Source organism: Nocardia tenerifensis NBRC 101015, assembly GCF_000308715.1.
Classification (GTDB): domain Bacteria; phylum Actinomycetota; class Actinomycetes; order Mycobacteriales; family Mycobacteriaceae; genus Nocardia; species Nocardia tenerifensis.
The window spans coordinates 1-14,013 of sequence record NZ_BAGH01000595.1; the positions used below are offsets into that span (position 1 = coordinate 1).

Annotated in this window: 14 protein-coding genes; 11 read left to right on the plus strand and 3 right to left on the minus strand. The window is 69.4% G+C overall.

Features of this window, described 5'->3' with window-relative positions; genetic code table 11:
- From ON39_RS40200 to ON39_RS40220, 5 genes are all read left to right on the plus strand, one after another.
- The coding region (locus ON39_RS40200; RefSeq protein WP_040742098.1) for a cytochrome P450 at positions 1-761 on the plus strand (761 nt) is incomplete at its 5' end.
- Positions 758-943 carry a ferredoxin gene (locus tag ON39_RS40205; RefSeq protein WP_040742099.1) on the plus strand — a complete coding sequence of 62 codons (186 nt, stop codon included), beginning with the start codon at positions 758-760 and terminating at the stop codon, positions 941-943. The genes ON39_RS40200 and ON39_RS40205, both read left to right, overlap by 4 nt.
- 72 nt (positions 944-1,015) lie before the next feature.
- Positions 1,016-1,639 carry a hypothetical protein gene (locus tag ON39_RS40210; protein WP_040742100.1) on the plus strand — a complete coding sequence of 208 codons (624 nt, stop codon included), beginning with the start codon at positions 1,016-1,018 and terminating at the stop codon, positions 1,637-1,639.
- A complete protein-coding gene (locus ON39_RS47915) occupies positions 1,636-2,514 on the plus strand; it encodes a hypothetical protein (protein WP_051187716.1) in 879 nt (292 codons plus the stop codon). Before ON39_RS40210 ends, ON39_RS47915 begins: the two co-directional genes overlap by 4 nt.
- An 11-nt stretch (positions 2,515-2,525) precedes the next feature.
- The gene (locus ON39_RS40220; protein ID WP_051187717.1) at positions 2,526-3,401 is read left to right on the plus strand and encodes a lysophospholipid acyltransferase family protein; all 876 of its coding nucleotides are present in this window, start codon (positions 2,526-2,528) and stop codon (positions 3,399-3,401) included.
- Between the two features lie 38 nt (positions 3,402-3,439).
- Here the strand turns inward: ON39_RS40220 and ON39_RS40225 are convergent, their stop codons facing one another.
- Positions 3,440-3,886: a nuclear transport factor 2 family protein gene (locus tag ON39_RS40225; protein WP_040742101.1), complete on the minus strand. Its 447-nt coding sequence runs from the start codon at positions 3,884-3,886 to the stop codon at positions 3,440-3,442.
- Between the two features lie 498 nt (positions 3,887-4,384).
- Here ON39_RS40225 and ON39_RS40230 point away from each other — a divergent pair, with 498 nt between their 5' ends.
- From ON39_RS40230 to ON39_RS40255, 6 genes are all read left to right on the plus strand, one after another.
- Positions 4,385-5,398, plus strand: coding sequence for a FecCD family ABC transporter permease (locus ON39_RS40230; protein WP_040742102.1), 1,014 nt, complete (start codon positions 4,385-4,387; stop codon positions 5,396-5,398).
- On the plus strand, positions 5,395-6,492 hold the full coding sequence (locus tag ON39_RS40235) for a FecCD family ABC transporter permease (protein ID WP_083894984.1): 1,098 nt from the start codon (positions 5,395-5,397) through the stop codon (positions 6,490-6,492). Before ON39_RS40230 ends, ON39_RS40235 begins: the two co-directional genes overlap by 4 nt.
- The gene (locus ON39_RS40240) at positions 6,489-7,325 is read left to right on the plus strand and encodes an ABC transporter ATP-binding protein (protein ID WP_040742104.1); all 837 of its coding nucleotides are present in this window, start codon (positions 6,489-6,491) and stop codon (positions 7,323-7,325) included. The genes ON39_RS40235 and ON39_RS40240 overlap by 4 nt, the downstream gene beginning before the upstream one ends.
- A gap of 66 nt (positions 7,326-7,391) precedes the next feature.
- The gene (locus ON39_RS40245; protein WP_040742106.1) at positions 7,392-8,387 is read left to right on the plus strand and encodes an ABC transporter substrate-binding protein; all 996 of its coding nucleotides are present in this window, start codon (positions 7,392-7,394) and stop codon (positions 8,385-8,387) included.
- Positions 8,388-8,507: 120 nt separating this feature from the next.
- A complete protein-coding gene (locus tag ON39_RS40250; RefSeq protein ID WP_040742108.1) occupies positions 8,508-9,167 on the plus strand; it encodes a hypothetical protein in 660 nt (219 codons plus the stop codon).
- Positions 9,164-10,009, plus strand: coding sequence for a hypothetical protein (locus ON39_RS40255; RefSeq protein ID WP_040742110.1), 846 nt, complete (start codon positions 9,164-9,166; stop codon positions 10,007-10,009). The genes ON39_RS40250 and ON39_RS40255 overlap by 4 nt, the downstream gene beginning before the upstream one ends.
- A 35-nt stretch (positions 10,010-10,044) precedes the next feature.
- Here ON39_RS40255 and ON39_RS40260 read toward each other — a convergent pair whose 3' ends face one another.
- Both ON39_RS40260 and ON39_RS40265 read right to left on the minus strand, forming a co-directional pair.
- Positions 10,045-11,388, minus strand: a complete 1,344-nt coding sequence (locus ON39_RS40260; protein ID WP_051187718.1) for a M14 family zinc carboxypeptidase — start codon at positions 11,386-11,388, stop codon at positions 10,045-10,047.
- Positions 11,389-11,509: 121 nt separating this feature from the next.
- On the minus strand, positions 11,510-13,813 hold the full coding sequence (locus ON39_RS40265) for a GH92 family glycosyl hydrolase (protein ID WP_040742112.1): 2,304 nt from the start codon (positions 13,811-13,813) through the stop codon (positions 11,510-11,512).
- Positions 13,814-14,013 lie beyond the last annotated feature (200 nt).

Sequence of the window (14,013 nt, forward strand, 5' to 3'; positions counted from 1 at the left end):
GGCGGGCGTGGTCGCGCGGCCGCCGCGGGCGGCGCGTGCTCGCCGAGTACTTCCGGCGCGAGCTGCCCGCCAAGCGGGCCGGCGACGGCGCCGACCTGTTCAGCGTGCTGTGCCACGCCGAAACCGATGAGGGACATGCCTTCTCGGACGACGAGGTGATCGAGCACATGATCTTCGTGATGATGGCCGCGCACGACACGAGCACGATCGCCGCGTCCATGCTCGCCTACGAGCTCGCGCGGCAGCCGCGGTGGCAGGAGCGGCTGCGCGCGGAGTCGCGCGCCCTCGGCAAGGCGACCCTCGACTACGGCGACCTTGATCGACTACCGGGGTTGGATCTGGCCTTCAAGGAGGTGCTGCGCCTGCACTCGCCGGTGGCGCAGCAGGTGCGCGAAACCACCAGGGACACCGACATCCTCGGCTACTACGTGCCGAAGGGCACGCTCATCATGATCGGCGCGTATCCGATGATGCGCACCGAGGACTACTGGCGCGACCCCGACGTGTTCGATCCCGAACGGTTCGCCGCCGATCGCCGCGAGGACAAATCGCATCGCCTCGCCTGGGCCCCGTTCGGCGGCGGCGCGCACAAGTGCATCGGCCTGTATTTCGGCGGCATGACCGTCAAAGCCGTTCTGCACCAGATGTTGTTGCGATACAGCTGGTCGGTGCGGCCGGGGTACGAGGTCCCGCTCGTCGCGGGGACCGGCCCCATGCCCGTCGACGGCCTGCCCATCCAGCTGGAAAGGCTGCCGTCGTGAAGATCATCGTCGACCGCGCCCGTTGCGAGGGCCACGGCATGTGTGAGGCCTTGGCGCCCAACCTGTTCCGCGTGGGCGACGACGGCGTGGTCGAGCCCGCAGACCTCGTCGGCGAGGGCGACCGTGACCTGGTTCGGCTGGCCGTGGACAGCTGCCCGGTGGAGGCCCTGCGTTCGATGTGAGATCAGGAGTTTGGAACCTCGGCGCCGAGGCATTCCCTGTCCGAATACGACAGGCACGGCAAGGAGGTTCAGGTGTCGTCTGGAGTGTTGATCATTGTCATCATACTGGTCGTCCTCGCGGCGGTGGTCGTCGCGTTATTGGTCTGGCCCATGGTGCGCAGGCAGCGGCTGCGCAACCGGTTCGGCCCCGAGTACGACCGGACGGTGCGGGAACACGACGACCGCCGGGCGGCCGAACGTGAACTGGCCGAACGGGAACGGCGCCATGCCGAGCTGGAACTGCGCGCGCTGACCCCGGAGCAGAAGCAGCTCTACACCGCGCAGTGGGTCGAGGTGCAGGAGCGCTTCATCGATGATCCGGCCGAGGCGCTGCAGTCCGCCGATCGGCTGCTGACGACGGTGATGGCCCAACGCGGTTACCCCACCGAGAATTTCGATCAGCAGGTCGCCGACCTGTCCGTGGAGCACGCGGAGACCCTCGGTCACTACCGCGCCGCGCACGAGATCGCGACGCGGGCGACCAGCTCCGAGGTGTCCACCGAGGACCGCCGCGCCGCCGTCGTGCACTACCGGGAACTGTTCCAGGACTTGCTGAACGGCGCGGGCGGCGACAAGGCCGACGACAAGACGCCGGAGACCGACCACAAGGCCGAGCACGACACGAACGCCCAGCACGACAAGAAGGCACTGTCATGAGCACCGAGTACGAGCGCACCACGCATTCCGGGAAATCCACGGAGGGCATCCCGCTGAGCGAGCAGGAGGCCCGCTCCTCCTATTCCGAAAACGACATGCGCGCAGGCGAATCCGAGGCCGACCGCGCCGACGAGAGCGGGACCCACCACACCGGCGCGACGCACGAGGGCGAGCGGGCCGACGCGGCGGACGTGGACGTCGAGCCCGAACACGTGAGCACGACGGAGTACGGCGCGCAGTCGGAGCACGACTCGCGGCACGAGGACGCGACGGCGACCGAGTACGGCACGGAGCACGTCCACGCGACGACGGACCACGATGCGAAATCCCGCTACGGCACACCGGATTACGAGGCGCAGCCGACCGATACGAACACCGCGGACTATGACTACGACGCGCAGCCGACGTCGACCGCCGACACCCAGGGCGACCGGGCGACCGTCGCCGCCGACGCGGAAAGCGACCGGGGGACCGCCGCCGACACGGACCTGCCGGCGGATACGACCACCGGCCAGACGACCGCCACGGACACGACTTCGGACCAGGCGAGCACCTCCGGCAATGATGCTGAGCGGCAACAGGTTTCGCTGGACGAAGTCGGCGCGCCGGTGTTCGCCGACACCGACCTCGACCGCCTCCGCACCCAGTGGCGCGAGGTGCAGGGCGCCTTCGTCGACAACCCGCGAGAGGCGGTCACCCAGGCCGACAAGATCGTCGCGGACCTCATCTACCAGCTGACCACCACCTACGCCGAACGCAAGCGGGTGCTCGAGGAGCGCTGCGCCGGGGTGGGGGACGCCGATACCGAGGATCTGCGTCAGGCGCTGCGCGGCTATCGCGGGTTCTTCCATCGGCTGCTGGCTGTCGAGCAGTAACGAGGTTGCCCATGAGTCTGTTTCGATTGCCGACCGACCGGATCGACCAGGTGGCCGACTGGATGTCCAAGCAGCTGAACGCGCGCGTCCCGGCGGCCGACCCGGCCGAGCGGGACCCCGAGTTCATCATCGACACGGTGGGTCCGGGCTGGTGGTTCGCGCGGATGTACTTCCGGGCGGAGGTCCGCGGTCTCGAGCGGATACCCGAGAAGGGCCCGGTTCTGTTGGTCGGCAATCACTCCGGGGGCAACGTCTCGCCGGAGGTCATGGTGGCCACGCTGGCCTTCGTGCGCCGGTTCGGGCCGCACCGGCCGTTCTTTCAGCTGGCGCACGACATGGTGATGGCCTACCCGGTCATCGGAACCCTGTTGCGCCGCTTCGGCACGGTCGGCGCGGACCGCGACAGCGCGCGGAAGGTGCTCCGCGAGGGGGCCGCGGTGCTGGTGTACCCCGGCGGCGACTGGGAGGTGCACCGGCCGACCTGGAAGGAGGACGAGATCGACTTCGCGGGCCGGACCGGTTTCCTCCGATTGGCCTGGGACGAAAACGTTCCCATCGTCCCGATGGTCAATATGGGCGCCCAGCAGACCGCGCTCATGCTCTCGCGCGGCGATCGGCTGGCCCGGCTGCTGCGGCTGGATCAGATGTTGCGGCTGAAGGTCTTTCCCATCTCGCTGGCCTTGCCATGGGGCCTCAATATCGGCGACCTCGCCGGGCACATTCCCTTGCCGAGCAAGGTCACCGTCGAGTTCCTGGACCCGATCGATCTGCGCGCCGTGTGCGGGCCGGAGCTGGATGTGGAGGCGGCCTACGAGCATGTCACCGGCGTCATGCAGGAGGCGCTGAGCAGTCTGGCCGACGAGCGCACCCTGCCGATCGTGGGCTGATCCGGTTGAGCCGCAACCGTTTCAGCGCGCGTTCGACATCAGCTCGTGCCGGGCAGCGCCTGGGCGACGAACATATAGCTCTTCTCCTCGACCCGTCGCGCGATGCGCCACCGCCCGTCGACGCGCTCGAAGGTGTCCAGATACCAGAGCCCGCACAGCATCAGGTTCGACGGCCCGTCGCCGCCGGGCAGCATCATCGGGTTGTGGCACATGGTGCGGCCCGTCGCGGCGTCGCCGTCGATGGTGAGCGCGGAGTTGCTGATCAGGTGTTGGAACGCGGGGAAATTCGGCAACATGGCGGCGAGGAACTTCTTCGTCGCCGCCACGTCGCCGGCCGAGCCGCCCATCGCGGTGTAGTCGATGTGCGCGTCGGCGGTGAAGATGTCGTCCAGCAGGTCCCACTGACCGGTGTCGACCGCGTGGGAGTACCGGACCATCAGGTCCTGGATCTCCAGGCGGTCCGAAATCTCTTGTAGGGACAGCATGTTTCGCCTCCGAATCGCGCCGTTGTCTCGACGCTATGCCACCAGGCGCGCGCCGGGCGATCAATAGGCCGACGCTCAGTGTCGCAGCGGTGGCTGAGGCAGAGGGGTGTTATGCCTTGTGCGGGAGGATATTCAGTACGAGTACGAGTCCGGCCGCGATGCTGGCGCACGCGAGAACCGTGGTGACCGCAGACTGCGTAATAGTGGCGATGCCGATCGAAAAGGCAAGGCACGTAGCGAATGCCAGTACCGCGGTCCCCGGCTCCACGCCGGCGATCCGGGCTGGTCGGTGATCCGTCGATGTCATACCTCTCTTGGTACCCATTTCGCGCCGTTACGAAACCGTGACTGTTGATCGCCGGGTCAGCGGCGCATTGTGCGGCCGATGCCGAGGTGTTGCCGATCGCCTCGGTGGGCGGCGAAAACGGACGAGACGGACATCACACGCACACCCGCGCATTGACAGACTTAGGTATCGCTAACTTAAGCTCTCGTCCCGTGACTTCCGTCGACACGACCCGCACGGCCCAGCTGCCGCGTCGAATCCCGATGCTGGTGCTCGGGTTTGCCGCATTGCTGCTGTGCGTCGTGTTGAGCCTTGCTCTCGGCGCCCGTTCGGTTCCGCTCGGCACGGTGATGCACGCCCTGCTCGGCGACGGCGCGGGCCGCGACGCCATGGTGGTCACGGGTATGCGTCTGCCGCGCACGCTGGTCGGCCTCGCGGTGGGCGCCGCGCTCGGCCTCGCCGGCGTCCTCGTGCAGGGCATCACGCGCAATCCGCTGGCCGCCCCGACCACGCTCGGCATCAACGCCGGCGCCGGGCTCGCCGTGGTGATCGCGATCTACGCGCTGCGGTTGACCAGGCCCGCCGAGTACCTGTGGTTCGCGTTCGCCGGCGCGGCGGCCGCGGCGCTGTTCACGCTGACGCTCGGGCGCCGGGCGGGAAATCTCGACCCGGTCCGGCTCGTCCTCGGCGGCACCGTCCTGCAACTCGTGCTCGTCTCGTGGACCTCGGCCGTGCTGCTGTTCAGCGAACGCACCCTCGACGAGGCGCGCTTCTGGCTGGCCGGCTCGATCGCCGAACGCGACCTCGGCGTGCTGGTGCCGATGCTGCCGACGCTGGTTCTCGGCGCGGTGATCGGCCTGGTGATCGCGCCCGCGCTCAATACCCTCGCGCTCGGCGACGAGGCCGCCGCGGCCCTCGGCCTGCCGGTGGGGCGGATCAGGCTGGCGGGCATGGTCGCCGTGGTGCTGCTCGCCGGGTCCGCGGTGGCGGTGGCCGGGCCGATCGCGTTCATCGGATTGGCCGCGCCGCACCTGGTCCGGCTGGTGCTCGGCGGCGATCACCGGGTGCTGGTGCCGGGGTGCCTGATCGCGGGGCCGTTGCTGTTGCTCGGCGCCGACATCCTCGGCCGGGTGGTCGCCCGGCCGTCCGAGCTCGAGGTCGGCATCGTCACGGCGTTCCTCGGCGCGCCGCTGCTCGCCGTGCTGGCCCGGCGGGCCGCGCGATGATCGACGCCGCGCCGCCGCGGGTCGGCCGAATCAGCCTGCGTTCCAAGCGTTCCGAGGGGCCGAGTGCTCCTGCCTCGACGAATGTTCTTGCGCGACAGCGCAGGCGAGCGATCCTGATCGGCGTGCTGTGCGGGCTGACCATCGTCGCGCTGTCGACCGTCGCGCTGAGCGTCGGTGAGGTCGAGATGTCGGCGGGGACGGCGCTGCGCGCCGCGGTGGGCCTCGGCGACCAGGGCGAGGTGTACATCGTCCAGGAGTTCCGCGCCCCTCGACTGGCGGCCGCGCTGCTCGCGGGCGCGGGGCTGGCCACCGCGGGGGCGGTCTTGCAGCGGCTGTTTCGCAATCCGCTGGCCTCGCCCGACGTCATGGGCGTGACCGGCGGCGCCTCCTTCGGCTCGGTGCTCGTTCTCGCGCTCGGCGCGAGCCAGAGCTTCATTCCGCTCGGCGCGCTCGGCGGCGGACTGCTCGCCGCGGTGCTGCTCGGCGTGCTCGGCTGGCGTTCCGGGTTGCCGGTCACCCGGCTGGTGCTCGTCGGTCTGGCCGTGCAGGCGGGGCTGGCCGCGGCGGTGAACCTCATGGTGGTGCGGTTCCCGGCCGAGCTCGCGGGCTCGGCCGTGCAGTGGACCACCGGCTCGCTCTACGGGCGCACCTGGCCGGAGATCCAGGGCGGGGCCGTGGCGTGCGTGCTCGTGCTGGCGCTGTTGTCGCTGCAATACCGGACGCTGTCGGTGCTCGACCTCGGGGACGAATCGGCGGGCACCCTCGGGGTGCGCGTGTCCCACGCCCGCCTGGCGCTGCTCGTCACCACCATCGCGCTCGCCGCGCTGGCCGCGGCCCTCACCGGGCCGATTTCCTTTGTGGCGCTGGCGGTTCCGCATCTCGTGCGGCGGCTCGCCGGCCCGCCCACCGCCGTCACCCTCGCCGTCACCGGGCTGGCCGGCGCGACGCTGCTGCTCGGCTGCGACCTGATCGTGCAGCACGCGCTGCCGATCGAGGGCCTGCCCGTCGGCGTCGTCACCGCCACCGTCGGCGCGCCGTGGTTGCTCATCCTGATGCTCCGCGAGAGCTCGCCCGTCTCCAGGAGGACCGCATGAGTGCCGTGCCCGAAGCCGCCCGCCGCAACGAATTGGCCGCGCGCGCAGTAGATCTGCGCTACGGGGACCGCGTCGTGATCGACGGGCTCGATCTGGTGCTGCCCGGCGACTCGGTCACCGCCATCGTCGGCCCGAACGCCTGCGGCAAGTCCACCCTGCTGCGCGGCCTCACCCGGCTGCTGCGCCCGTCCGGCGGCGCCGTCACCCTCGACGGCGCCGACATTCACCGAATGTCCGCGCGGGCCTTGGCCTTACGGCTGGGTCTGCTGCCGCAGCAGCCGATCACGCCGGAGTCCATCACCGTCGAGGCGCTGGTGCGCCTCGGACGCTACCCGCACCAGCGACTGATGCGGCCGTGGTCGGCCACCGATCAGGCCGCCGTCGAGGACGCGTTGCGGCGCACCGGCACCGCCGAGCTGCGCGACCAGCAGGTCGACCGGCTCTCCGGCGGCCAACGCCAGCGCGCTTGGATAGCACTGGCTTTGGCGCAGGACACCGAGCTGCTGCTGCTCGACGAGCCGACCACCTTCCTCGACCTGCGCCACCAGCTCGACGTGCTCGACCTGGTCGCCGACCTGCACGCGGAGGCCCGCCGCACCGTCGTGATGGTGCTGCACGATCTCGGCCAGGCAGCCCGGTACGCCGATCACCTGGTGGTGCTGCACGAGGGCCGCCTCGCCGCCGCCGGGCCGCCCGCGGAGATCTTGGACGCCGCACTCGTCCGCACCGTCTTCGGCGTCGACTGCCTGGTCATGCCCGACCCGGAAACCGGTACGCCGCTGGTGATCCCGCGCAGGCGGGCGGCCCGGCAAGTCACCGCCGCGCACGTCTGAGCGGCACTCCCTGCGTCGCCTCGCTCGAGCTGATGCGCAACCACTCCAAGAGATGAGGGACTGAACATGTCCACACGACTACGCCGCGTTCGCCTCGGTATCGCGACACTCGTCGCGGCGGTCGGCCTGTCCGGCCTCGCCGCCTGCGGCAACGACACCGCGAGCCCGGAATCCGCTGCCTCCCCGGCGGATTCGGCGAACTTCCCGCGCACCCTCGACACACTGATGGGTCAGGTGACGATTCCGCACGCGCCCAAGCGCGTGGTCGTTCTCGACACCGCAGAGCTGGACTCGGTCACCCTGCTCGGCGTCAAGCCGGTCGGCGCGGTCATCCCGCACACGAAGACCAGGGGCGGATTCCCGGAGTACCTGGCGAACAAGGTCGGCGGCGTGACCGACGTCGGCCCGCTGCTCGAACCGAACCTCGAGCGGATCGCCTCGCTGAAGCCCGATCTCATCCTGTCCTCGAAGATCCGGCACGACAAGATCTACGGCAAGCTCAGCGGCATCGCGCCGACCGTGTTCACCGAGACCACCGGCGGCCCTTGGAAAGAGAACCTCGCGGTGCACGGCAAGGCGCTCGGGCTCGAGCAGCAGGCCGCGGACGCGCTGAAGAGCTACGAGGGCCGCGCCCGCGCGCTCGGCGACGCCATCAAGGCCAAGAACAACGGCGCGCTGCCCACCGTGTCGGTCGTCCGCTTCCTGGCCGGCCCGACGCGGCTGTACCAGAGCAACTCGTTCAGCGGCGTGGTGCTCGCGGACATCGGCCTGCCCCGGCCGGCCTCGCAGGTCTCCACCGATCCCAAGAAGATCATGAAGGAGGTCAGTCCCGAGCAGATCGATCAGGCCGACGCCGACCTGATCTTCGTCGCCACCATCGACGATCCGGGCAAGACCGAGAAGGGCGCGGTCACCACCAGCCCCGTCTGGCGTGACCTGCGCGCGGTGCGCGAAGGCAAGGCCATCGAGGTGCCGGACGAGACCTGGATGTCCGGGATCGGGATCCAGGCCGCCGACCAGATGCTCGCCGACGTGGCGAAGGCGACCGGCGTTTCCAGGTAATGCTCAGCTACCGGGGGAGAAGTGGAGTACGGAAGTACTCGCGACCCGTTCGGCCGTGCGTCGAAGGATGACGGGGTGCGGAAAACCGCACGGCAGTCACCAAGAGCATGGAGTGCGCTCATGGCCGAACGATTCACCCTTCCCCCGCCGGGATTTCTGCGAACGGAGATCATCGATCTCGGACCCGTCATCGATCCGAAGTTCACCGACGCGCACGACTGGAGCGAGTTCCTCCCGCCGATGCACGCGACGCCGGTGCACTCCCCGGAGCGGGACCTCAGGGCGGCCGACGAGGCCGCGGCCCTCGCACCCGAGGTGGCGCTGAGCCACGCGGGCGTCAACGACCTGCTCGACGGCAAACGCTACGAGATCATCAGCGTCGGAACGAGATTCGTGGATCGCGACACCGAGTACCCGGTCGTCGTCATCTACGACTACACCGACGACATCGTGGTCGAGGCCATCGTCGACGTGGCGCAGCGGTCCCTCGTCGAGCTGCGCACGACGCTGAACCAGCCCGCCGTCACCGCGGCCGAGGAGGCTCGCGCCATCGAGCTGGTCCGCCGGGACGGCAGGCTGACCGAGCACGGCATCGACGTCGGCACGGGCGCGGGGTTGATCGTCGAGGACGTGAACTTCCACAGCTCGCGGTACGGGCATCGCCTGGTCGACCTGCGGTTCGGGCCCGCCGATCGGCGGCTGCCGACCGCGTTCGCGATCGTGGATCTGAGCGCGCAGGACGTCGCCGAACTCGGCCTGATTCCCGGGGGACTGTCATGAGCAGCTCGGGCACGATCAGCTGGCCGCCGGAGGCTCCGGTGTGGAAGTTCTACTGGGAGGTCCTCGACGGCAAGAGCGAGGCCATCGCCTTCCGCGACGTGTTCTACAAGGGCGTCAAGGTGCTGCACCGGGCCAGCCTGCCGATGATTCGCGTGCAGTACGACGGGGGTGCGGGCGGTCCGTACAAGGACGCGCTGAGCAGCCGCAATATGCAGCGGCCCGTCGCGGTCTACGAGGGGAGTCCCGCGCCGGACTACCGCTTCCTCGTCGTGGAGAGCTACCACGTCATCGGCCGCTACCGCCTGCTCAACCGGTGGATCTTCCGCAGCGACGGCATCATCCTGCCGCAGCTCTACAGCGCGGGCCTGCAACACCCGGCCAATCACCGCCATCACACCTACTGGCGCTTCGACTGGGACATCGATGGCCAAGCGAACAACCTCGCGCTGCAACACGCACTGACGGGCCAGGATTGGGGCTACGGCCCCGGCTGGATCCCGCGTACGAGCGAGCTGTCCTCGATCCACATCGGCGACAACCGCTGGGCGGTCCTCAAAAAGGGTTCCGGCCGTGGGTTTCTCATCGACAAGGGGCCGTTCGACGGTGCCAGCGACTGGTTCTCCCGACTCGACGTCGCGATCACCGCCTACCACGGTCCGGAGGACCTCGGCGGCGCGCTCGGCACCCCGAACGACGACGAGCTCTGGCGACATGTCAACGGGGAGAACACCGATGGCGCGGACATCGTCATGTGGTACGTCGCCCACCTCGCCCACGAGGCGCACGACGGCGGCGACGAATGGCACGTCTGCGGGCCGATTCTCCGTCAATTCGGTTACTGATCCCGACGCACGCCCCGGGCCGCCGGGGCGTGCGCTCAGACGGGAAGGTCCGCGCGAAGGCGGAGCACGGCGGCGACGATCGCCGAGGCCTGGATGGTGACCAGCTGGTGGACCGGGATGGGATGGCCGGGCGCGTTGGTTTCGATGTCGCCGCACCACTTTTCGAAGATCGCGGCGAAGTGGGCGCGCTCGGCGGCCAGGCCGGGGGAGGGGGCGCGGCCGGCCTGCTCGTCGAGCAGGCGCAGCAGCATGCCGCCCGCGCGGAGGCGGGCGACGCCGACCCAGACGTAGTCCTCGACGAAAAGCTCGCCGACGGTGGCGATGCGGGATTCGGTGGCGCCGCGTTTGGCGGTGGCGTTGCCGCGCAGCGCGCGCACGGTGTCGGTCAGCGCCCGCGCGAAAGGGCTCCGGCCGGTCGAACGGTCGGATACCCGGTCGAGCACGCCGCGCACGAGATCGGCGACCTCCTCGTAAGCGGTTGCGGTGGAGCACAATACGTTCGCGAGAGAGCGCCCGCTCGGGGTGTCGTCGGTGACCCGCGGGTCGGCCCACAGCGGCACTTCGCAGACCAGCAGGGCGGTTCCGTGCGCCGCCGCGTAGTCGCGGACGCCGCCGCCGTGCATCATCTCCAGCGGTTCGACCCCATCGGCGACGAGCGTCTCGGCGATCCGCTGGAACCGCGGAAGCTCGAAAACGCCTGGCGCCCACGTCTTCGCACCGGGCACGTCCGGCTCGCCGTCGAAGATCGGCACGCCTCCCGCCGTGAGCTGGTCGGTGAGTCCGGTCCAGTAGTCGGGGTCGCCGCCGGTGGTATAGAAGAACCCGCCGCCGAAATCGGCGTTGTGCAGCGACACGATCAGCGCGGGCCGGGTCCGATCGATCAGCTCCATCAGCGCGAGCGTCTCCGGTAGCGGCGCGCCGATCTCCTTGCCGCGCCACGTGGTAGGAAAGCACCACTCGGGCTGCTCTGCGGCCGGCGGACGGTAGAAGGCACGGGCGATGCCGCTCCTGGTGCGCTCCCCGGCGAACCAGCCCTCGTTGAGCCGTGTGCCGTCAGGGTCCAGACACAAGACGAAATGCCAAGTGGCGTCGAGGGTCTGCGCGTCGTCGGCGGTCAGCCTGCCGAGCAGGTGGCGGATCGTCGCCATGCCGATCGGCTCGTTCGGGTGCGGGTTCCCGACGACGACCACCTGTCTCGGCCCCGACCCGACCCGCACCTCCCGTATCGGATCGCCCCCACGTGAGCGGCCTATGTCGGCGACGGTCACCCGGTCGGGCATCGCCGCGACCAACCCGTCGGCGAACTCGCTCAACTCGTCTACCGTGGGGAACACATCACTTCGGTCGACCGGACCGACGATCTCGCGTACATCGTGCACCGCTGTACTCGCATCCTCCCGCCTTTTCAATAGTGGACTCGACGGGCCGCGCACGGGCGGCTTTGCCCGCAGCCGAATGGTTTTCGCCGAAGCCGACTCATCCGATGACCGAACCGGCGGACTACCGCGCGGGCACGCCGAAGGAGGGCGGCGCGTCGGCCTCGGCGGTGCCGAACTCCGGTCCCGGCTCGGCGCCCATGGTGAACTCGAGCCGGCCGCCCGACAGCGCGAAGGACTCGGGCAGCCACGCTTTCGTGGTGTTCTCGCCGTCCACCCGCAGGGCCTGGATGTACGGGGCGGCGTCGCCGGTCTCGGGCGCGCAGATCGTGAACCGCTCGCCCGACGAGCGCCGCACCTCGGCCATCGTGAAGGCCGGGCTGTGCACGAAAAGCTCGGCGCGGCCGGGGATCACGGGGTAGATGCCGAGCGAGGCCCACACGTACCAGGCCGACATCGTGCCGAGATCATCGTTGCCGACCAGGCCGCCCGGCGTCGGGTCGAACAGCTCCGTCCGCGCACGCCGAACGACATCCTGTGTGCGAGAGGGCAATCCGGCCCACGCGTACAACCACGGGGTCTGCAGTGTCGGCTCGTTGCCGAGGTAGGCGAACGGGGCGTGCGGGCCCGCGTTCAGCTGGGTGAAGAACTCGTCCAGCCGCCTGGCCGCCGGGGCGCGGCCGCCCATCAGGCCGAACAGCGCGCCGACATCGCCGAAGGTCATCCAATGATATTGCGCCCCATTGCCTTCCACGTACCCGTTGGTGTCCTTCGGATCGAAGAACGGATTGAACCAGCCCTCGGCCGAGCGGGGCTGCAACCAGCCGGTGCGCGGGTTGAACAGGTGCTGCCAGCCGTGCGCGCTGCGCAGGAACTTCTCGGCGACCGCGCCGTTGCCGAGCCGCTGCGCCAGCTGGGAGATGCCGAAGTCGGCGATGTTGTACTCGAGGGTGTCCGACACCTGACCCGGCACCCAGCCGAGCCGCTGGTACTGGTCGTTGTTCGGCCGCTCGGTGTAACCGGCCTGTTCGCCGATCCGCTGCGCGCCCACGACCATCGAGTCCAGCGCACCCGCCGCGTCGAAGTCGCGCGCCCCGAACGCGTACGCGCTGGCGACGATCGAATGGTACGGATCGCCGTTCATCACCCCGGTGATGGTGTTCTGATGCGACCACCGGTCCCACACGTCACCGAGGACGTGGGCGTTGTCGTACATGGACTGGGCGATATCCGAGGCCACGTCGGGGGCCAGCCACGCGAGCAACTGGGCCTCGCTGCGGTAGATGTCCCAGCCGGAGAACGTGGCGTAGTAGTGGTGCCCGGGGCGTACCTGATGCGTCGCGCCGTCGAATCCGGTGTATCGGCCGTCGATGTCGTCGAACACGTAGGGCTGGAGAAACACGTGGTAGAGCGCGGTGTAGAAGGTGCGCAGGCGATCCTGGTCGCCGCCGGTGACCTGGATCTGATCGAGCCTGCGCCGCCACGACTCCCGCGCGTCGGCCCGGACCGCGTCGAAGTTCTTCGCGCCGATCTCGGCGTCGAGGTTGGCTCGGGCGCCCTCGACGCTGACGTAGGACAGGCCCGCGCGCATCTGCACCGGCTGGTCGGAGTCGAACTGCAGGAAGGCGCCGGTGCCGCGGCCGTTGTTCGCGATATCGCCGGAGTTCGTGCGCCGCGACGGCGCCGCGCCGCGCGCGTTGGTCGTGCCCGGGTGCACGGCGTCGTCGTGCCAGGTGCCCGAGGCGGTGATCGGGCGGTCGAAGGTGGCGTGGAAGTGGACGCGGTACCGGGTGCGCGCGCCGCAGAAGCCGCCGGTCAGTGCCCATCCCGAGACGGTGTTCCCGTCGATGGTCACCTCGGCATCGTCGACCCCGTTGACCGAGCCGGTGACGTCGAGCAGCAGCGTGCCCGGCTTGCCCGGCGGGAAGGTGAAGCGGGCGACCCCGGCCCTGGTCGACGCGGTCAGCTCGGTCTGCACGCCGCCGTCGGTGGTCACGCGGTAGTAGCCGGGGCTCGCCTGCTCCTTCGCGTGATCGAAGGTCTGGAAGTAGCCCGCGCCGTCGACGGCCGGTGAGCGACCGAGGGTCCCGGCGATCGGCATCACCGGAAAGTCTTGCGCGCCAGTACAACCGGGGCCGGAGATGTGCGACATGGAGAACCCGTAGAGCCGGTTGTCCTCGTATTTGTAACCACCGCCGGCCGTGCGCACGGTGTCCGGGCTCCACTGCATCATCCCGAACGGCGTGACCGCGCCGGGAAAGGTCATCCCCGCCCCGCCGCCGTGCCCGAAATCGGGCCCGCCGTCCCGCGTACCGACAAACGGATTCACGTATTTATTCGAATCGGCCACTGTCTCAGCGTGCGCCACAACGGGAATCAACGGAAGCAACAATGGAACAACAATGCAGGCAAGACGGCGACGCGACATATGTCTCCTCGACCAGCGTGGCGATTGACGTTGCCCCTGTGCGTGCTCATCCTGGCAGCCCGCCGCCTGCCTTTACCCGTCGACACGCCGCTGATCAGCGCTTTTGTGGTTTCGAGCGTTCATCTGCACGTGCCGGTGGACCTTGTCCGCGAACCGCGAGTTTCGATACCGCGAGGCCGGTTATGCAGCAGCAGTACAAG